This window comes from Oceanobacter mangrovi (assembly GCF_019740315.1).
Lineage (GTDB): Bacteria > Pseudomonadota > Gammaproteobacteria > Pseudomonadales > Oceanobacteraceae > Oceanobacter > Oceanobacter mangrovi.
The window spans coordinates 332,140-352,946 of the sequence record NZ_JAHXZR010000002.1 but is presented as its reverse complement, the minus strand read 5'-3'; the positions used below and the strand labels follow the sequence as shown (position 1 = coordinate 352,946).

Sequence of the window (20,807 nt, the reverse complement as noted above, 5' to 3'; positions counted from 1 at the left end):
AATACAACACATAAAGTGAGGCTAAGGTGAAAATCAGGACGTTATTCGCGGCCATATCCGGCTGGCTTTTATTGAGCAATCTGGCCGCTGCGAGCACTGTTGAAGACATGGCTGGCCGTCAGGTCAATCTGCCAGATGTGATTGAGCGACCTTATGGTGCCGCACCACCGATTACCGCCTTGCTGTATGCCCTTGACCCTCAGCTGGTTATTGCCCTCAACATGCCGTTTTCCAGCGATGCCAGCGAATATCTGCCACCGTCACTGGTGAACAAACCTGTGATTGGCAGCTCCATGGGCCATGGCCGCCAACTAAACCCGGAAAGCCTGATGACACTGCAACCGCAGGTGGCCTTTCTCTGGAAGAACAGTATCGCCCCCGTCAATCCAGACATCATCGAAGCGCCGTTCCGTAAAATTGGCATCCCAACCTACTACATCAAACTCGATAGCCTGGCCGATTGGCCACTGGCGTTCGAGCAGGTTGGCACTCTGTTAGGGCGGGCGGAACGTGGCCACCAATTGGCACAGTACATCCGCAACGCCATCGCGAGGGTCGACAAGGCAGTTGGGAACATTCCACAACAGCAACAGGTAAAGGTTTATTACGCCGAAACTCCGGACGGTCTGGCGACCGACTGCCACAGCTCCTTTCACACCGAAGCGATTGTGCTGGCAGCGGGCTACAACCTCTATCGCTGCGAGCCCCAAAGCATGGTAGGTCTGGAACGCGTCAGTATTGAGCAGCTGAACCTGTGGCAGCCGCAAGTGATTGTGGCCCAGGACCCACGTTTTACCGACTACGCCAACAATGACAGCCGCTGGAAAACACTGCCCGCCGTTGCCAACCAACGTATTTACCAGGTGCCCACCAGCCCGCTGAACTGGATCGACCGACCTCCCTCCTTCATGCGTGCGCTCGGCATGCAATGGCTGGCGGCCAACTTCTACCCCGAGCGAGTCAACTGGGACATCCGCACGGAAACCCGCCGCTTTTTCCAGCTGTTCTTTCAGCACGAACTGACTCACGCCCAGATGCAGCAGCTGTTTTCCCCTGCTGGCCAGCCGCAAGGCAACCAGCACATGCACGACCAGATGACCCACACCAACCCTTGATCTGACTTCGCCCTGATGCCTGGAGGCACCATGAACAATCTGACCGCCGCCAACCACCCGGATTTCAACCATCCGACCAACACCGTGGTTACTGATATTCCAGCAGACGCTGCTGCTTTCGATTGCTTGTGCAGCCAGGATCGCATCCAGGCCTCTGAGCAGGTGCGTTGGTTAGCTGAAAAGTCAGACAGCGCCTATCCGCCAGTGCCATTTCCATCTCGCCAGATGTTTGAACAGGTCGGTGCCGATGCATTGACCCAACTGGTAGAGCGACAACATCAGCGGCTGCTGGAAACCGATATTGCCGGTCTGTTTCCCAGTGATCCAAAACGGTTTCTGAATACCGTCAGCAAAAGCGTCGATTTTGTGGTGGAAGCCGCTGGCGGACCAGAACACTTCTCCGCCAAACAAGGTGCCATGCGCATGCGTGAGCGCCATTTTCGAACCACGATTGATGAGCGCGCCCGCGACATCTGGCTGCGCGAACTGTACTACGCCATGCAGGATGTCGACTTCCCGACTGACTGGCGGCCGGTTTATTGGCTCTGGATGGAGTCTTTTTCCATTCGCATGATTAACCGCCGAACCCGCATGGCAGCCCCCAATCGCTACCCCTACGACAATGCTGCGACCGAGCTATCCAAGGCACTGGGCTGGATTCCCAGCCAGTTTGTGCCACCCAAATCAGACCGATCCGATGAAAGCCAGCATGGCAACAGCGAGGCATCGGCCTGATGACGGTACGTACCCTGCCTCGCCTGTTTTACTGGCAAACTCCCAAACTGTCCTGGCTGCCGTTACTGCTGCTACTGACCATCAGCGCCGCCTTGCTGGCGCTGACACTGGGTCCATACCCGGTTTCAGTGGCAGACATCAGCCACTGGATAGCAGGCCGGTTACTGGGAATGGCCACTGCTATCAATAGTGAGGCTGGCTGGCTTGAACGCATGGATACCTTGCTGATTGAAATCCGCCTGCCACGGATTCTGGCTGCGCTGCTGATCGGCGCAGCGCTGGCCTCCTCCGGCGCAGCCTATCAGGCGGTATTTGTAAATCCACTGGTATCACCCGGGATTCTGGGCGTGTTGGCCGGTGCGTCGTTTGGCGCTGCTCTGGGACTGGTCAGCAGCGACAGCTGGATGCTGATTCAGCTAATGACCGTGATTGGCGGCGTGACTGCCGTTGCAGTCGGCCTCGGCATTGGCCGGATGTTTGGCAACCAGTCCGTCATCATGCTGGTACTGGGCGGTATTTTTTCCGGCGCCTTGTTCTCTGGCTTGCTGGCGCTGGTGAAATTCAGCGCCGATCCCTATGAGCAGTTGCCTGCCATTGTTTATTGGCTGATGGGAGCGCTCGGCCAGGCCAGCCTCGACGACATGAAACTGTATGGCCCGATATTACTGGTGTGCATCGGAGGACTGGCAATGCTCGGGCGCGCACTGGACGCCCTCACACTGGGGGATGACAGTGCTGCAGCACTGGGAATTCCGGTGGCTCGTATCCGTTTACTGGTGATTATGCTGGCCACCGTCGCCTCTGCCCTGACGGTATCACTGGCAGGCATGATTGGCTGGGTCGGGCTACTGGCACCGCACATTGCGCGCTTGCTGGTCGGCCCACTCAACCGCATTCTGATTCCTGCCAGCGCACTTATCGGAGCCCTGTTTCTGTTGGCGGCAGACGCGCTGGCTCGCTCGCTGACCCAATCTGAAATCCCCATTGGCGTGATTACCGAACTGGTGGGTTTACCCGTGTTTTTGCTGGTGCTGCGACGGGCAAACCGGGGGTGGCGCTGATGTTGAATCCTGTTTCCGAACAGCCCTCAACAGCAACCAGCGCGGTGCTGGAAGCCCGTCAGCTGCATTTCAGCTACGGTGCCAGCCAAGCGGTTTTGCACGGTCTCGACTTTGCCATAATGGCAGGCGAAGTCGTGTCCTTGCTGGGCACCAATGGCTGCGGCAAAAGCACGCTGATGCGTTTACTGCTGGGCCTGCTGACACCGGCCCAGGGGAGTATTTGCTTGCACGGCAAACCCCTCCAACGCTATAGCCGCACAGAGCTTGCCCAACACATTGCCTGGGTTCCACAAAGCCAGCCAATGCCCTTTCCCTACAAGGTTGCCGATCTGGTCGCCATGGGGCGTTTACCTCAACGCGGATTATTTCAGCGCCTGCAGGCCGAAGACCACCAGCTGATTCATAACACTCTGCAACGGCTGGGAATCGTCCACCTGTCCGATCGACTGGTCAGCGAGTTATCCGGCGGCCAGCAGCAGCTCTGCCTGATTGCCCGCGCCCTGGTGCAGCAAGCCAGCATCATTCTGCTCGACGAGCCGGTTACCGGACTTGATTACGGTAATCAGTGGCGACTGCTGCAACTGATTCGGGAACTTGGCCAACAGGGCGTCAGCATCATCAAGACTTCCCACTACCCGGACCACGCCGTTGGCATCGCTGACCGAGTGGTGATGATGGAACAAGGACGAGTCTTCTGCGATGGCAGCCCACAACAAGTACTGACACCTGCCAACCTCCAACGTCTTTATGGCCTGCCAGTACAGGTTATTCCGTTATTCAACGAACAACTGGCGATTCTGCCAGTACTGGCAGCGCGCCAGCATCCGCTCAGCCAGCCCGCATCTTCCGGTTAGTACCACGCAGGCTGGTCATTTTTCGTTTTAGTCATAGCACAAACACAAGCAGGAGAATTTCCATGCAAACCCTCCGCAATGGCAGCGCAAGCTGCCATGACGCTCCCCTGTTGCCTGCGCACAGGCTGGTTGTCTCTATTCTGGCAGCGGCTGCTTTTTCACCAGTTCAGGCCCAAACGGATACCGAGTCCGTCATGCTGGCGAGTGTCAGCGACACCCTGATCGTGGTTGGCGAACAGCCATCCTTGTGGTCTCCCGGCGAGAGTATCGATTCCCAACGCACCATCAGCGCGGAAGAACTGGCCATGTTTGCCGCTCCTGGTGCTGGCAGCCCTTACAGCGCGGTCTCTGCCTTACCCGGCGTACAGGCAGAGACCCTCGACCCGTTTGGTTTCGGTAATCTGATGGGTGGCAACAAAGGCCTGCGGATTCGCGGTGTCAACGCCACTCACGGCGCCAATGGCACCATCGAAGGCACACCAGTCACCGGCATGGGGCCGGGACCCGGCTATTTATGGCTGTTCGACCAGGAAAATATTCGTCAGGTGCAATTAACCCAGGGGCCGGTGAAAGCCGACGACACCGACCTCTACAACACCATTGGCGCCTTGAATACCGACCTGCTCTGGCCCTCCGCGGGGCCGTCCGGGCGCTTGTCTGCCAGCCTTGGTATTGACGATATGAACCGCTTTTATGCCCGTGGCGATACTGGCGAGCTGAGCACCGGTGGCCGTGCCATGGCGTCGGCTTCACGCTCGCAGGCAGACCAATGGACCGGGCCCGGCAAAGCAGCCGACAACCGCAATCTGGCCATTGCGCTCGAACGCAACTTTGGCGCCCTCAAAGCCAGCCTCTGGTACAGCCAAAGCAAGGGGGAACAACACAGCTACCGTGCGCTCAGCTACGCCCAAAGCAAGGACCTCGACAGCTGGTACGACTACAGCTACAGCGCTGACCCTGGAGACCTGGCCAATTATTACGACCACAACCGCCAGCAGTTCAACAGCAACCTGTGGCTGGCAAAACTGCGCTATCAAATATCCGCTTCCAGTTACATCGAGGTGCAGCCCTATCACAGTCATGAAGGTGGCGATTACTGGTCTGGCACAACCACCGGACTGATACGCGACTGGGCAATTGATCATGAAGCCACGGGTATCAAAACCCAATGGGTCAATGAATGGGATAGCGAACAGGGCAACAGTCGTCTCACCATTGGCCATTGGTACATGACCATGGAGCCACCCGGACCGCCAACCGCCTGGAAAATGTACAAGCCGCAAGACAATGGCAGTCTGGTTTTCACCAAATGGATGGTGCTTGCCAAGGTAGTTGAAGAGCATCAATTCAACAGCGCCTGGGCTCAGTTTGACCAACAAGGGGAACGACTCGATTGGTCGGCAGGCTTGCGTTATTTGCGAGAAACCCTGCCCAGCCTGGACTTTTACAACACTGACGGACTCGGTGATGTTTCCTACAGCACAGCACTCAAACAATCCAGCGGTGTCGTCGCCGCTCGCAGCGCCGAGGGCTTTGATCTGGATGCCTGGCTGCCGTTTGCCGGGTTGAAATACCGCTGGAATGACAGGCTTTCGTCCCGCCTGGCAGTGGGTCGATCAATGGGTGCTCCAGCGTTTTCTTCCTGGCCGCAATTCCAGTCGAATTACGCGTCATTCAACGCTGCCGGAGTAACCTCTCAGGATGTGATGGACCAGCAAAAGATTGAGACCCAGGATGGTATTGATATTGGGCTGACCTGGCAGGATGCCGATCGCTATGCGGACCTCACTCTCTACTACGCCCAATTCCGCAATAAAGGCATTACCTACTATGACCCGGACGTCGGTGTCGCCTATTCGCAGAACGTCGGTGATGGTCACCAACAAGGGCTGCAATTTGCCGGTGGTTGGCAGCTATTGGAGGACTGGCAATTATTCGCCAACCTGGCCTGGACCAAAGCTGTACTGGATGATGATGTATTGGCCGCAGGTGGCAGCACGCTGGAGGTGGAAGGTAAACAATTACCCGATGTGCCGTTATGGTCCGGTGCGATTGGCAGCCGCTGGCAGTATGAACAGTGGTCGGTTGCGCCTCTGCTGCGTTATACCGGCCAGCGCTACGCGGATTCTGCCCATCAGGAATCGGTTGCTGGTTACGCCCGCCTGGACATGACAGCCGGCTACAGTGCAGCAATGGGTACAGGCGTGATGTCCGTAAAACTGAGTGGCGTCAATCTCACCAACAAGCGTTATATCGGCCGGATTAACGCGGGTGATGTACAGAGCAGCGGCGCACTGACCTATTACGCCGGCGCACCCCGCTCCTGGCTGGCAACCGTGGGCTACGAATGGTAGGCGCCACGTAATCGTTCAGTACTTCTGGAGATCCGTATTACTGCTCTCCGGATTGACTGACGCACGGGTATTTTTTCACCAACGCCACCAACAGCGACAGCTCTACCGGCACATTGGTATCTGTATCGGTATCGCTGTCGTTGCTCGCCTGGTTTTCTGTCACCGCGGCGCTCTGCTCCAGCTGCTGATCCAGCAGGGTCATATAGTCATCCACGGACAGCTCGCTGGTGTCCGGCATACAGTAGAGTTCCTGGCTATCACTGGCTTTAAGCATGCGATTGCTCCAGTCAAAACCCAGTACCACACCATTGATATGCAGTTTCATGACCGGTCGGGATTCCTGCAGCAGCTGCTGATACTCATCAGCCGACAAGGCCAGGCTGGCATGACTGAAAACCACCAGCCCGATGCCAATCAGTAAAGACTTGCAACAACAGCAAGGTTTAGAACGAAACAAGGATTGGAAACGGCCGAAGACATTAAGGAGAACGTGATGACTCATATTGGCAGTCCTTTTACGAGGGCGTTGACCTCTGCTTTCTCCACACCCAAACGCTGCTGCGGTAACAACAGCCCCTCAGGCAACAACCGGAAAGCGCGGCTGGATTTGGTTCTGCAAGCACATGCCTTGCTGATACCAAACATGATTGCGGCAGTGTGATACCAGCCCAATATGAAAGAATCGAGTACAGCCTGTCGGCCAGACTGACAGAGCTGTCAAATAAGCGAGTAAACGTCAAAAAGTCATATAGCCGCCAACCAGCAGCCCATAGCGCAGAGATTTGCCAATCGTCACCAGCAGCACAAACCACCAGAACCGCACCTTCGCCAAACCCGCCACCAGCGTCAGCGGATCACCCACCACAGGCAACCAGGCCAGTAGCAAGGTCCAGCTGCCATAATGATCAAACCAGCGCGTTGCCCGCGCCCAGCCGGGTGATTGCTGCCATTGCCCCAGCCTTCCAGCAGCAGCCCAGCGCCCAAGGCCATAGTTGATGATCGAGCCCAGCACATTGCCAAGGCTGGCCAACAGCCATAACCAACCAGCATCCAGTCCTTGCGACAACAGCGTCAACAGAATCAGTTCCGACCCCATTGGCAGCAGGGTTGCGGCCAACAAGGCCGCGATAAACATCCCCGGGTAGCCCCATGCCAGCAGCCACTCCTGCAAGCCAAAATCCGGCATTAATCAGCCCTGCCGCAAAGCTGGCGACAAGCAGGACAGCCGAGACAACTGCCGTCGCCTCAGCACCATGATCAGCATCAAGAGTACACAGGCCAGTGTCATCGCTAGTGGAAACAAGGCCGTGGCAACAGACACGACTTCCAGCGCCAGCACCGACACCAGATTGCGCACCGCAAACAAACTGTAGAAAGCCAGCGACTCAGAATCCGGGCGCGACCATACCTTACGACCGGTAGGCACAAACCCGGCAAGATCAACCAGCGTCAACAGCACCACAGCCCACAATGGGTCGGAGCTGAGATACCACAATGGCAGCGACGACAGAGCCGCCAGCAGAAACAGCCAGTCTGAACGACTGATTGATATGTCGCTGTGGCGCAACCAGGCAACCACCGCAATCCCCAGAGTAATACTGCCAGACACGCCCATGGTCCAGGCACCGGCACCACCGCCACTTTGCAATTGGGCGACAAACACCACCAGCGTGGTCATTGCCCAGATCAACCAGGAGAACAGGTGTGGCTTAACCTTACCCGTCGCAATGCCACGCACATAGGGGTAGAACCCGACCAGTGTCAGCACAATCCCAACGATGCCAAACATCCATTCATAACTGAGCATAAAATTTGTACTTGTTCGCTACCGGCGACATGCCATCAAGCGCCAAGCCTAACATGGCGGGTTGGCATAAGTTGCTGGTTTACGACTTGCGAAAGGCGCTGGCCAGCAACTTACAGGTCATTCAGGGACGCCTGCTTTATGCAACGACTGTCAGACCAGGGTTTCGGTTTGCAGACCGGTCGCTGGCTGCCGCTCCAGCTGGGCTTTCGCCAACTGCTCTACCTGCGACTGCCATCCCGGCAACTCGCTTGCGGCAATAAAACTGACCGAACTGAACAACACCGGCGCCAGTGTTTCGACACCACAGAACTGCAAGGTAAACCGGTTGAGCTGCTCAACCAGTGCCCCAGCTTGTTGTTGCGCGAATTCGGCTGGCGCATCCATGGTCAGCAACAGCTGGCTGGTCTTGCCGGCCAGTAACGGCACCACCTGGGGCTCCTGCTGCTGATAACGGAAGGTCTGGCCCGGCAAAAACGTCCGGTCAATCAGTCCTTTCAGCACCGCAGGGATTCCACCCCACCAGACGGGAGCCACAATGACGATATGCTCCGCCCATTGAAGGGCCTGCAGGAATTCCTGCAGATCTGGCTCCAGCGCCTGTTCCGTGTCGTAGCCATTCTGTAGCACAGGGTCAAACGCCATTTCGCCAAGTTCAAAGCGGCGAATATCCGCACTGGTGGCAGCACCGGCAACATAACTGTCGGCCAGCGTGCGACACAGACTACGGGGCTTGGGGTTTCCGTTGAGGATTAACAGCTTCATCATCTTTGCTCCAAAACAATCAGATTGAGCGGATGATTCTGCAGTCTGCCCCTTGGGGTAGAGTCAAGCGCTGAGGATGAGTCAGGTGAATTTATTGATCACAGCTCTGCAGCGACTGCATGCAAAGATCGAGATTATTGAGCCGTGACTGGATACTGGCCTGCTCCTGCTCAAGCCGGTTACGTACCTGTAGCAATAGTTGCTCTACCCTAGCCCAGTCCAGCCGCCCCTGACGGTAATGAATGGCGCCTTTTAATTCCGCCAGCTTGATGCCCAGCTGACGGGCCTGGACGATCAGCTTCAGGACTTCCAGATCAGCTCCCTGATAATAGCGATAACGCCCCTGGCGGGCCGGAGCGATCAGACCCATTTCTTCATACAGACGAATCGCCTTGATCGACAAGCCAGTCTGGCTCGCCACTTCGCCAATATACATACAGTCTCCGTACCGTGCTGGTGTTATGGGCGATGATGGTTGCAGAGTCTGCTGTTTCGGACAAACAAAAACGCCACCCGAAGGTGGCGTTGTGACAGCGATACTATATTCTCGCTTACAGGGTCAGGTCGCGGTTGCTGGCCTTGATGAATTCTTTCTTCAGGTCTTCGTAGGTATGAACCGCCGGGAACTGAGGGAATTCGTCGATCACGTTCTGTGGCGCGTGGAACAGGATACCTGCGTCCGCTTCAGCCAGCATGGTGGTGTCGTTGTAGGAGTCACCCGCCGCGATAGTACGGTAATAAATAGTCTGCAGCGCACGAATAGACTGACGCTTTGGATCAGCCTGACGCAGTTTGTAATCCACTACGCGACCGCTTTCGTCAGTGATCAGACGGTGACAGAACAACGTCGGAAAACCCAGCTGACGCATCAGCGGCTGGGAGAATTCATAAAAGGTGTCAGACAGGATGATTACCTGGAAACGCTCACGCAGCCAGTTAACAAATTCAGCAGCGCCTTCCAGCGGCTTCAGGGTGGCGATCACTTCCTGAATGTCCTGAATCTTGAGATTGTGTTCATCCAGAATGCGCAGACGTTGCTTCATCAGTACGTCGTAATCCGGAATATCCCGAGTAGTAGCCTTCAGCTCTTCGATTCCGGTTTTGTTGGCAAACTCGATCCAGATTTCTGGTACCAGTACGCCTTCAAGGTCTAAGCATGCGATTTCCATGACTTGTCCGCCATTCTATTATTCAGGGTTGTTCGGAAGCGACGTACTCTAGCCAGTTGACGACACCAACACAACCGCCAGACGGCATTTCTCATGGGCTTGGAACAAGTTCTGGCGCCACCCATCTGAAAATTCGGCAACCGATTGAATCAGCCACCGCTAAAACAAACTTTTAGCAATATGAATATAAGGTATTAGTATTTTTTGACCTAAAACAGCCATGTTAACCTGCTCGCCATTATTACGATGACCAAAGCTGCTCCATAGCAGCGCAGGACGGATTAGCCATGACAGATTTTGCCCAACTGAATCAGGAGTACGCCAACAAGCGTCCAAAAGACCTGATTCGTTATGCTCTTGAACAACACGACGCTATCGCAGTGTCCTTCAGCGGCGCTGAAGATGTGGTTCTGATCGACATGGCCGTGAAGATCAAGAAAGACGTTGAAGTCTTCACACTGGATACCGGTCGCCTGCATCCGGAAACCTATGAGTTCATCGAACAGGTTCGCAAGCACTACGGCATCAAGATCCACATCCAGTCGCCAGACAAGGAAAAGCTGCAAGCCTTCACTTCCGAAAAAGGCCTGTTCAGCTTCTTTGAAGATGGCCACAAGGAATGCTGCGGTGTTCGCAAGATCGAACCACTGAAAAACAAGCTGGCCACGCTGGATGGCTGGATTACCGGTCAGCGTCGCGACCAGAGCCCGGGTACCCGCAGCAATATTGAAATGGTTGAAATCGATGGCTTCCCGGGCCGCAATGGTGCGGGCAGCCTGGTTAAATACAACCCGCTGACCCACTGGAGTTCACAGGACGTGTGGGACTACATCAAGATGTTTGATGTGCCTTACAACAAGCTGCACGCCCAGGGTTTCAAGAGCATTGGCTGTCAGCCATGTACCCGTCCGACCCTGCCTGGCCAGCACGAACGCGAAGGCCGTTGGTGGTGGGAAGAGGAAACCCACAAGGAATGCGGCCTGCACGGCGGCAACATTATCAGCAAGGGCTGATCGCCCAACGCAGGCCCTGCCAAACAGCCAATAAAAAAGCCGACATGCTTACGTCGGCTTTTTTATTTCTACGCCAGATCACAACCCAGGGATCTGGCGTTTACATCGAATAAGTGTCACCACCCGACTGCTCACCAGCGGCACCGCCAGTGCCTTCCGGCTTACCATCTTCAAACATGCCCTTGTCCCAGTCGTCGCCCCAGTCATCTTCTTCACTGGAGTCATCGAAGCTGTCCCAGTCATCATCAAAGCTGGCTTCCACCTTGCCATCATTAACCAGATATTCACGACGCTGCAGGTAAAGGCTGCGCAGGAAGGTGTATTTGTCACCGGTAATCATGCTCTCCGCCGACAACAGGTCAGCGCGCTTGTCGACGCCCCAAATACCAACCATACCCCACTCACGGGCGGTGTTATCTGCTACCGCCGTACCGCTGAGGCCGCTGTACCATTCCAGCGTCGTACCTGCGCCATCCCGCAGGGTGCTGGGGCCAAGGAACGGCAGCACCAGATAAGGGCCGGTCCCCACGCCCCAGTAACCCAGCGTCTGGCCGAAATCTTCTTCGTGTTTGCGCAAGCCAATATGCGTAGCCACGTCAAACACCCCAAAAAAACCCACTGTCGAGTTAATCAGGAAACGGCCGGTATCCGACGCCGCCTGACCAAATTTCAGCTGGCCAATATCATTCACCACCACCAACACATCGCCCAGGTTGGAGAAGAAGTTGCTGACCGAGTCATCAACGTCTTGCGGCGTAATATATTGATAGCCTTTGGCAGCCGGTTTGAGGACGTATTTGTCCATCACCTCGTTAAAGGCGAACATGCGCCGGTTGAAGCCTTCCCACGGGTCCGGATTATATTCTTTTTGTTGTTCTGCCAACGCCATGGATGAAGCCAGCGTTAGCAGTGCAGTCAGCAGCAAGCGCATCATGATTTCCTCGTTCCTTATGGCGGCGTATTAAATCAGTTTGGTGCAGCTTAAAAAAGCAACCAGCACTCATCACTTGGTTCCACTGGCCGAACAGCCTGGCCATCAAGGATGCAGCCGTTCTCTTTAATCAATAATACGCCGCTTGCGGGCTGGTGAGCGCCACGGCAGCAAAATGTCAGGTTGTCATCTTGCGCCGCTGGCAGTCCCTGGTTTTCCTGCCGGAAGCCAATTAACTGGTCAGTTCAGCCCAGCGTTTATCCAGTCGTTTCAACGATACCGGCTCTTTGGTGCCCAATGGCTGGGCAAACAGCGACACCCGCCACTCTTCCAGCAACCAGCGGAACTCGGTAAACGGATCAGCAGGATCATCGAGCGTCATGTTGCGAGTGTGCTTGAGGAACGGCTCATACACCGAAGCAAACTCGGTCATTGCCAGCCGGTCACGTGGCAAATTGCCCTGCAGTTTGTCGATGCGATATTCAATGGCCTTGAGATACCGGCCAAAGCTTTTCAGCTGTTCCCAGCTGGCATCCAGCATAAAACCGGCTTGCATCAACCGCTCCAGATGCACCTTGGCATCGCTGTAGGCCATCGCGCGATCGAGGCTGACCGTACCACTCATACTTTTCAGAATCTTGTGGCGCAGGTTGATCCAGTCGTAATACTGGGCCAGCAACAGTTCTCCATGCTCGACCAGTTCTTCGCGCCGCGCCAGACGTTTCTGAAACTCGCGCTCCTCATACGGCAACGGCTCTTCCAGCGGTACAAATACCTGCTGAAAGGCCGCTTCAATCAGTTGATCAATCAGTTCGTACTGGCTGCCCATGCCTTTGGCCTTGAGCCAGATGCCACCCATCTTTTTCTGGATCAGACTCTTGAACAGCCGCTCCTGCGCCGACAGCGACTTGCGAAACAACGCCACCAGGCCACGACGATGGCTACGCCGAGCCAGTTCCGGATCGGCTTCCACCGTCAACTGCACTTCGTCTTTTTCCACTTTCAGGCACGGGAACGCCCGCACCTGCAGGCCGTTGACGTCGGAAGTAGTGCTTTCCGGCAGGTCGCCGAAGTCCCAGCGCTCGACCTGATCCCGCTGCAGCTCATGACGTACCATGCCCTGAATCTGGTTCTGCGACATTTCACAGAGATCGGTTTTCAGGGCCTCCAGATCCCGACTCTGGGCCAGCAACTTGCCGTCGTCCATGACCCGGATATTCATCAGGAAATGCGCTGGCAGCTCAACCTGTCGCAGGTATTCAATTTCGATTTGTGGCTCAGTGGTACCACGCAAACGCCGGTTCAGGAAGGCCGCCAGCAGGCTGTACAGACTGCCCTTGCCAGCGTCAGCGGTTTGCATAAATTCTTCAACCGTGTTGGGCACCGGCACAAACAGCTTGCGGGTCGATTTCGGCAACCCCTTGATCACCAATGCCAGTTTTTCCGCCACAAATCCGGGCACCAGCCATTCCACCTGCGCTGACGGCACCTGTTGCAACATCGCCACCGGTACACTGAGGCTGACGCCGTCATCGGCCTCACCCGGCGCAAACCGATAACTGAGCGGGAACTGCAAGCCCTGCCAGCCGAGTGCCATCGGGAAGTCCTGATCGGTCACCCCGGCCGCCGCATCGCTGAGCAGCTGATTCTGGGTCAACTTGAGACGCTGACGCTCAGCCTCCGGCGCCTGGCTGTACCAGCGCTCCAGATGTTTGGTGGTCACCACATCCTGCGGAATCCGCTGCTGATAGAAGTCGACCAGGAAGTTGTCGTCGATCACCAGATCGCGGCGGCGCGACTTTTCTTCGTACTCGGTCACTTCCTCAATGAGGTTGATGTTGTATTGCAGAAAGTCAGCGCTGGTTTTCATCTGCTGGCCCACCAACGCTTCCAGAATCAGGATTTCCCAGGCTTCCTGCGGATGGCTGTTGGCGTAGTTAACCCGCTTACGCGGATTGACGATCAGGCCGTACAGCGAGCTTTGTTCAAACGCCACCACCTGGCCACGCTTCTCGTGCCAGTGGGGTTCAAAATACTGGTATTTCAGCAGCGGCCGACCGACCTGCTCCAGCCATTCCGGCTCGATTTTGGCAACGGTGCGAGCGAACAGTTTGCTGGTTTCCACCAGTTCCGCCGCCATCAGCCACTTGGGCTTTTTCTTGTATTGGCTGGAAGCCGGGAAAATAAACAGCTTGCGATTGCGGGCACCGAGATACTCCAACCCTTCACCCTTGAAGCCAATCTGGCTCAGCATGCCAGCCAGCAACGACTTGTGCAGCGACTCGTAATTGGTCGGCTGTTCGTTTTCGCTCAAGCCGAGGTCTTTACAGAGAATGTGCAGCTGGCGATGGGTATCCCGCCATTCGCGCATACGCATGTAATTGAGGAAGTTTTTGGTACACCACTTCTTCAGCTGGTTCTGGCTCAGTTCCTGACGTTGTTCTTCGTAGCCATTCCAGAGATTCACCAGCGCCACGAAGTCAGAATCCTCGTCCTGCCATTGACGGTGTTTCTCGTCAGATTGCTGTTTCTTTTCCGGTGGCCGTTCGCGCGGGTCCTGAATCGCCAGCGCCGAGGCAATGACCAGCACTTCTTTCAAGGCACCCTGCTTCTGCGCTTCCAGCATCATACGTGCGAAACGTGGATCGGTTGGCAGCCGCGCCATCTGGCGGCCAAGCTGGGTCAGTTTCTGTTTGTTATCGACCGCTTCCAGCTCTTGCAGCAGGGTAAAACCGTCCTTGATAAAACGGTCATCCGGCGGATCAATAAACGGGAAATCCTGCAACCGGCCAAGGCCCAGATGCAGCATTTGCAGAATCACCGCCGCCAGATTGGTGCGGCGAATTTCCGGATCGGTAAATTCATCACGGCCAAGGAAGTCGCTTTCCTCGTACAAGCGGATACAAACGCCCGGCATGGTACGACCACAACGACCGGCACGCTGATTGGCGGAAGCCTGCGAGATCGCTTCGATCGGCAGTCGCTGCACCTTGCTTTTGTAGGAATAACGGCTGATGCGGGCGATACCCGAGTCAATCACGTAGCGAATGCCCGGCACCGTCAGCGAGGTTTCTGCCACGTTGGTCGCCAGCACCACTCGTCGACCACCGGTTGGCTTGAAGATTTTCTGCTGGTCACCGGCACTCAGGCGGGCATACAGCGGCAGGATTTCTGTTGCCGGGATATGGGCGCGGCGCAGGTATTCAGCACACTCGCGAATCTCCCGCTCACCGGGCAGGAACACCAACACGTCACCCGGCATGTTGTGCTTTTTGTCTTCTTCGCGCAGCTCCGCCAACGATTCATAAATGCCTTCGAACAGGGTGCGGTCTTCGTCTTCCTCGGTTTCCCGCACCAGCGGTCGATAGCGGGTTTCGACCGGATAAGTCCGGCCGGAAACCTGAATCACCGGGGCATTATCAAAATGCTGCGAGAATCGATCCAGATCGATGGTCGCCGACGTGATGATGATCTTCAGGTCCGGGCGGCGCGGTAACAACTGTTTCAGATAGCCCAGCAGGAAGTCGATATTAAGACTGCGTTCATGAGCCTCGTCGATGATGATGACATCGTATTCATTAAGGAAACGGTCGTGCTGGGTTTGCGCCAGCAGGATACCGTCGGTCATCAACTTGACGCGGGTCTGGTCGTTGCTCTGATCAGTAAAACGCACCTGATAACCGACCGTGGTGCCCAGTTCGCACTGCATTTCATCGGCAATACGCTGAGCTACCGAACGGGCTGCCAGACGGCGTGGCTGGGTGTGGCCAATACGACCAAACCGGCCGAGTCCGGCTTCCAGACAGATCTTTGGCAGCTGGGTGGTTTTACCGGAACCGGTTTCACCGGCCACCACTACCACCTGATTGTTGCGAATCGCCTCAAGAATCTCGTCCTTGCGCTCGGATACCGGCAATTCCGGGTACTGGATTCGCAAGGCCGCACTGCGTGCAGTGACCTGTGCCTGGCTCTTTTCGATACGCGCCAGCAGTTTGACCAGCGCCTGGTCCAGCGGCTTGTTTTGACGAGAACGCTCAGCCAGCTCCTTGACGCTGCGCCGCAAGGAAAAACGATCCTTGATCAGGCAATGGTCGATGGCCTTGTAAAGCGCCCGCTGGTCGAGAGAAATTGACTGGCTATCTGGAGATACGTGTTCGGAAGACAAGAGTGAACCTGAAGACAACGGCTGTATAAAGGCGGGAATTATACGGTCATTAGCGGGACTATGGCAGCCATTGAGCTGCCGCACACTTCTGCGAAGTCTGAACAGCGTGTTCCGCTTGCCATGTTGGGCAATTCGAAGGCAAATGCTTGGTCAGTACGGGACGATTCAGGCACCATGCCTAATGACTTATTTGTCACCCAATTGGATCCAATCATGACCACACCGCTGTCCGCCGAAACCATCGCCATCGTCAAAAGCACTGCTCCGGTATTGATGGAGCATGGCAATGCCATCACCACCCGACTGTACGAAATCCTGTTTGAACGCTATCCGCAAACCCGGGCGCTGTTTGCCAATGCTGCAACCGATCAGTCCGTCAAACTGGCAACAGCCGTTGCCGCCTATGCCGCCAATATTGACCATCTGGAAGCTCTGACGGCAGCCGTCGACAAAATCGTTAATGCTCACGTTCGCAGCGGCGTGCAGCCAGAACATTATCCGATGGTAGCCGATGCCATTATCAGTGCGATGGGTGATGTACTGGGAGCAGCAGCAACACCAGAAATTGTCAGTGCCTGGCAGGAGGCCTACCAGCTGCTGGCGGACTTGTTAATCGCTGCCGAAAGCCGATGCTACGCCGACCAGCAAGCCTGACGGGTTATTGGTTTTGATGACTGGCCAGCCAGCTGGCCAGATCCTGGGCTGACAGTGGTTTGGCAAAATAATAGCCTTGATACAAGGCGCAGCCCATATCGTGCAGCAAGCGCAGCTGGGCTTCCGTTTCGACCCCTTCCGCCAGCAGGCTCATGCCGTAGTTGCGGCCAATATCAATAATGTTACGCACCATCACCTGGGCCGAGCGGGAATCCATCAGGTGGTCAACAAAACTCTTGTCGATCTTGAGTTCGTCCATCGGCAAGGTTGCCAGCATGCTGAGTGACGAATAACCGGTACCAAAATCATCCAGCGACAATTTCAGACCTTTCAGACGCACCTGTTCCAGCACCTCAACGATCACCTGCACATCGTCAATAAACAGCGACTCGGTAATTTCCAGCGTCACCAGATGGCGCGGCATGGCGGCTTCGTCCAGCTTGCGACACAGAACGCTAACAAATTCTGGATCCATAAACTGCCGCACCGAGATATTCAGCGACACCTGAAACTCGCAATCATAGTGCTTCTGCAGCTGCCGTAGCGGTAGCAGCGCCAGCTCCATAATATGTGCGCCGAGTCTTGGCATAATGCCGATGGTTTCTGCCAGTGGAATAAACTCACCAGGCGACACCATCCCAAGCGATTCATTCTGCCAGCGCAGCAGCACTTCAACGCCATGCAGCTTGCCATCGACGTTCACCTGCGGCTGATACACCACAAAGAATTCGTTATTACTGATGGCCGTGCGCATCTGGTATTCCATATCCAGCTTGTGCATGTGCTCCTGATGCATATCCGGCTCGAACCGGCGTACACAGTTGCGGTGTTTCTTGGCCTGATACATGGCCAGATCGGCAGCCCGCAGCAAGCCGTTCTGATCCGTGGCATGATCCGGCGAACTGGCGATGCCAATGCTGACACCAAGTTCAACAGCAACTCCGTCAATACGGTAAACACAGGCAAGGGTCCTGAGAATCTGCTCGGCCACCCGCACATCGGAATAACAGTCGTCGTCCGCCATCAGCACCAGAAATTCATCACCGCCGTGTCGGGCTGCAATGGCACCGGCCGGAATCGACTCCAGCAGCCGTCGGGCAACTTCCTGCAGCACCTTGTCTCCAAACTCATGACCGAAGTTGTCGTTGATGTTCTTGAAATAATCCATGTCGATATAAAACAGACTGAAGTACCTGTGCTGCTGCAGCCAGTCATCAAGCAAATTAAATACATGGCTGCGGTTGACCAGCCGGGTCAGCGAATCATGGGTAGCCTGATACCGCAGCGCGTCCTGTTTCGCTTGTTCTGCCCGACGGCTAACGGTAAACAGCAGGAACAGCACCAGCTGGAACAGGGCAAAACCGATGCAGTAGAACATCAGAGTCAGCAGGTACTGGTAAACCACCACCCGCTTTTCAGATACAGAAACAACCCAAATACCATTGTCAGAATCCAGCATGGCGACACCGTGCATGCGCTTGCCCGCCAGATTAAATTCCACTCGCCGGGCAACTATCTGATCACTTGCTGGAATGTCGTGAAGCACACTGGTGACATCAGTAGACAGTGGGGTTTCATAGTTGAGTGAAGGCCACTGGGTATTGGCCGAAAAATACTGCAGATATCCATCACGAGCCCGCACCAGCATCAACACACTGTTGTCATCAAGGCGGTCGGCGTAATCAAAGAATGTCGCAACACCCGACAGCTTCAGACCGGCTACCACAACCGCCAGAGGTTCACCGCGGTCATCCCGAAGGGTTTTTCGGATCGCCGGAGCTTCGGTATGCAGCGCTTCAAACCAATAGGTTCTGCCAAGCTGCAAACGATCAGACTGCAACACTTCCAGAAAGGATTCCCTCGCCTCTGGCTGTTCCAGCAAATTGGGGATTTTATCTTTGTTGCTATCATCACTGACCGCAAAATAGTCGCCTTGGGGCGTTGCAACCCCCAGCGCCAGAATCGCAGGACTGAGCGCACTCAGATGGGCTAACAGCTGGAATTGACGAACGGGTCCGTGAATGGCTTCAGGATTATCGCGCATGATCTCCCAGCCAGCAAAATCGAGCAATACTTCCTGATCAGCCAAAAGCGTCTGAAACGCGCTTTGAGACAGCTGAACCAGTTGCTGATGGTCATCCAGAACATCGTCAACCGTATCCTGCCAATCAATGAGCAACGCCCAAAAAAACAGCACCAGAGTCACCGCCACAATTCCGGTATAGGCCCAGCTGTTTTGTAAAGGCTTCAGCCCCATGGATAACCCCAGTCTGAATGCGATTCGCGTATTCGAAGAAGTCTAGCTGAACGTCTCAAATTAGACACGATCAGCTATGGCAGTTGTCCTGTTTTAGCAGGCTGTTGATTTTTGTTTTCGAGGCCGTCCATACAAAGTAAAAACAGCCGACAAGAGGGTGATGCTGTTCACTTAAGCGTTTGCAACCACAAATCATCGTTTTCCTGAACTGTTCGGGCCGCGCAGGCTCAGGATCCAAAAGCCCTATGGATCCCGGATCTGCTTCGCGTCCGGGATGACGTGGATTGGTTAAATGAACAGCATTACGACAAGAGAGAGTTTATGCGTGATCAATGACCGATTTGAGCCTGCTTTTAACACCGCAGTGGTAACGCAGATAGAAAACCAACGCCGTGTTAGAGAACTATTCCTGCAGCCTTAACCGGCAACCTGCCTGAGCCAGTCTTCGAGGTTGTAATAGTTGGTCACCCGCGCAACCTTGCCCGCACGAATCTCAAAGAATGCACCGGCTGGCAGCACATAGGTTTGACCATTGGCTGCTGGCAAACCTTCATCGGTCTGCAGATACTCACCATGCACAACAAATTCGGCAGCGGCGCGATCACCATCCGGGCTGCTCATAATCACAATATTTTTCAGCTCTTCGCGATAGCTGGTGTTCATTTTCACCATAAACCCGGCAAAAGCATCGCGGCCAACCTCACGACTGCCCTGATTAATATCGTGAATCACATCATCGGTCAGCAAACCGAGAAAGGTTTCCATATCACCGCGGTTAAACGCCTGGTAATAATCGAAAATCAGCGCTTCAGTAGCGGAACGGGACATAGGCTAATCCTCTTCAGAGCCATCAGATATCGTCCCGCAGGGTAACCTGTTTTGGTGTCGCAGAATTGTATTGCTGCGACACGAAAAGGTCTTTTACCAGTCTGACGTCAGCGTTGCTGACGCACCTGGTCAATGGTTTCACAGAGTTGCTGAATCGCTGGTAACACCCGTTCGGTCATGCGATGGGTCTGATCGGCATTCTGCTTGAGGATATGATGATTGGCGACCGCCCTCAGCTGCGGCCAATGTTGCCAGTTGATCGCATCGGTATTGTCCCGGCCATTATGGTTGGGCTGAATAATCAACTCCGGATCGCTCAGTATCACCTGTTCGAGACTGATCTGAGGATAATCGCGATCCAGTTTGGCGAATGGGTTGGCTCCGCCACACAAATGCAACTGCTGCTGTGGCCAGGCATTGCCCGCCACCGTCGTCAATGGCCGCGACCAGAGTTCATAGAACACTCGTACGGTTGACTTTAGCTGGTATTGCAACTGCAGCCGCCCCAGGCGGGTTTCATAAGCCCCGGCCCGCAGCCCGGCCTGTTGTTCCCGGCCGGTCAGCTGACCAAAAAACCGCAGCTCACGTGCAACGTCCACCAGCTTTTCAACGTCCGAATACACCACTTTCACACCAAACTTGGCCAATCGCTGCAAGTCGGCTTCCGGATTACCGGTTTTCCAGCCAATCACCAGATCTGGCTGCATTTGCAGAATTTTTTCCACCTGCAAACCGGCATAGGAACCTACCCGCGGGATCTGGTTTGCAGCTTCGGGGAAATCCGAGTATTCAGTGGTAGCGATAATCTGGTTACCAGCACCAATGCTGTAGAGCAACTCAACAATATGCGGAGCCAGTGCAACAATTTTCAGCTGCTGACGTTGCTCTGCTGGCAAGGCGGTGATCTGTTCGACCAGCTGTTGCTGGGCTTTCGCGTCGAGCGCTTCATCAGCCTGGGCTGATTTGACCAGTACGCCTGCCAGCACCAACAGCATCAAGCCCACAGACAGGGCTTTCGACGCAGACTCAAACCGGGATCTTTTCACCACTGCCCGATTCATCACTCGACTCACTACCCGACTCACCACCCAATTCACCAATC

Annotated in this window: 18 protein-coding genes; 7 read left to right on the top strand and 11 right to left on the bottom strand. The window is 55.3% G+C overall.

The genetic code is table 11. The features are described from left to right. Positions 1-71 precede the first annotated feature (71 nt). From K6123_RS05625 to K6123_RS05605, 5 genes are all read left to right on the top strand, one after another. A complete protein-coding gene (locus K6123_RS05625) occupies positions 72-1,115 on the top strand; it encodes an ABC transporter substrate-binding protein (protein ID WP_221795010.1) in 1,044 nt (347 codons plus the stop codon). Positions 1,116-1,145: 30 nt separating this feature from the next. Beyond that, positions 1,146-1,850: a globin domain-containing protein gene (locus tag K6123_RS05620; protein WP_221795008.1), complete on the top strand. Its 705-nt coding sequence runs from the start codon at positions 1,146-1,148 to the stop codon at positions 1,848-1,850. Further along, positions 1,850-2,911, top strand: coding sequence for a FecCD family ABC transporter permease (locus K6123_RS05615; protein WP_221795007.1), 1,062 nt, complete (start codon positions 1,850-1,852; stop codon positions 2,909-2,911). Before K6123_RS05620 ends, K6123_RS05615 begins: the two co-directional genes overlap by 1 nt. Further along, positions 2,911-3,765, top strand: coding sequence for an ABC transporter ATP-binding protein (locus tag K6123_RS05610; protein ID WP_221795005.1), 855 nt, complete (start codon positions 2,911-2,913; stop codon positions 3,763-3,765). The genes K6123_RS05615 and K6123_RS05610 overlap by 1 nt, the downstream gene beginning before the upstream one ends. A gap of 62 nt (positions 3,766-3,827) precedes the next feature. Further along, the gene (locus tag K6123_RS05605; protein WP_221795002.1) at positions 3,828-6,119 is read left to right on the top strand and encodes a TonB-dependent receptor; all 2,292 of its coding nucleotides are present in this window, start codon (positions 3,828-3,830) and stop codon (positions 6,117-6,119) included. Between the two features lie 37 nt (positions 6,120-6,156). Here K6123_RS05605 and K6123_RS05600 read toward each other — a convergent pair whose 3' ends face one another. From K6123_RS05600 to thrH, 6 genes are all read right to left on the bottom strand, one after another. Further along, positions 6,157-6,621, bottom strand: coding sequence for a hypothetical protein (locus K6123_RS05600; protein WP_221795001.1), 465 nt, complete (start codon positions 6,619-6,621; stop codon positions 6,157-6,159). Between the two features lie 234 nt (positions 6,622-6,855). Beyond that, complete coding sequence (locus tag K6123_RS05595) at positions 6,856-7,305, bottom strand: YqaA family protein (RefSeq protein ID WP_221794998.1); 450 nt, start codon at positions 7,303-7,305, stop codon at positions 6,856-6,858. Between the two features lie 3 nt (positions 7,306-7,308). Then, on the bottom strand, positions 7,309-7,926 hold the full coding sequence (locus K6123_RS05590) for a hypothetical protein (RefSeq protein WP_221794996.1): 618 nt from the start codon (positions 7,924-7,926) through the stop codon (positions 7,309-7,311). 150 nt (positions 7,927-8,076) lie between these two features. Then, the gene (locus tag K6123_RS05585; protein WP_221794993.1) at positions 8,077-8,691 is read right to left on the bottom strand and encodes an NAD(P)H-dependent oxidoreductase; all 615 of its coding nucleotides are present in this window, start codon (positions 8,689-8,691) and stop codon (positions 8,077-8,079) included. Between the two features lie 88 nt (positions 8,692-8,779). Next, positions 8,780-9,124: a MerR family transcriptional regulator gene (locus K6123_RS05580; RefSeq protein WP_221794992.1), complete on the bottom strand. Its 345-nt coding sequence runs from the start codon at positions 9,122-9,124 to the stop codon at positions 8,780-8,782. A gap of 115 nt (positions 9,125-9,239) precedes the next feature. After that, positions 9,240-9,857: a bifunctional phosphoserine phosphatase/homoserine phosphotransferase ThrH gene (gene thrH / locus K6123_RS05575; protein WP_221794990.1), complete on the bottom strand. Its 618-nt coding sequence runs from the start codon at positions 9,855-9,857 to the stop codon at positions 9,240-9,242. A gap of 287 nt (positions 9,858-10,144) precedes the next feature. On the opposite strand from thrH, the gene K6123_RS05570 reads away from it, so the two are divergent. Next, on the top strand, positions 10,145-10,870 hold the full coding sequence (locus tag K6123_RS05570; protein WP_221794988.1) for a phosphoadenylyl-sulfate reductase: 726 nt from the start codon (positions 10,145-10,147) through the stop codon (positions 10,868-10,870). A 100-nt stretch (positions 10,871-10,970) separates the two neighbouring features. Here K6123_RS05570 and K6123_RS05565 read toward each other — a convergent pair whose 3' ends face one another. Beyond that, the gene (locus K6123_RS05565; RefSeq protein WP_221794986.1) at positions 10,971-11,804 is read right to left on the bottom strand and encodes an MlaA family lipoprotein; all 834 of its coding nucleotides are present in this window, start codon (positions 11,802-11,804) and stop codon (positions 10,971-10,973) included. 229 nt (positions 11,805-12,033) lie between these two features. Continuing rightward, positions 12,034-15,966 carry an ATP-dependent RNA helicase HrpA gene (gene hrpA, locus K6123_RS05560; protein ID WP_221794984.1) on the bottom strand — a complete coding sequence of 1,311 codons (3,933 nt, stop codon included), beginning with the start codon at positions 15,964-15,966 and terminating at the stop codon, positions 12,034-12,036. 213 nt (positions 15,967-16,179) lie between these two features. On the opposite strand from hrpA, the gene K6123_RS05555 reads away from it, so the two are divergent. Beyond that, positions 16,180-16,620, top strand: a complete 441-nt coding sequence (locus K6123_RS05555; protein WP_221794982.1) for a globin domain-containing protein — start codon at positions 16,180-16,182, stop codon at positions 16,618-16,620. A gap of 4 nt (positions 16,621-16,624) precedes the next feature. Here K6123_RS05555 and K6123_RS05550 read toward each other — a convergent pair whose 3' ends face one another. From K6123_RS05550 to K6123_RS05540, 3 genes are all read right to left on the bottom strand, one after another. Further along, complete coding sequence (locus K6123_RS05550) at positions 16,625-18,877, bottom strand: putative bifunctional diguanylate cyclase/phosphodiesterase (RefSeq protein ID WP_221794980.1); 2,253 nt, start codon at positions 18,875-18,877, stop codon at positions 16,625-16,627. A 417-nt stretch (positions 18,878-19,294) separates the two neighbouring features. Beyond that, complete coding sequence (locus tag K6123_RS05545) at positions 19,295-19,705, bottom strand: ketosteroid isomerase-related protein (protein ID WP_221794978.1); 411 nt, start codon at positions 19,703-19,705, stop codon at positions 19,295-19,297. Between the two features lie 107 nt (positions 19,706-19,812). Continuing rightward, positions 19,813-20,751 (bottom strand): cobalamin-binding protein, encoded by a 939-nt coding sequence (locus K6123_RS05540; protein ID WP_221794976.1) that lies wholly within the window; start codon positions 20,749-20,751, stop codon positions 19,813-19,815. Positions 20,752-20,807: the final 56 nt, after the last annotated feature.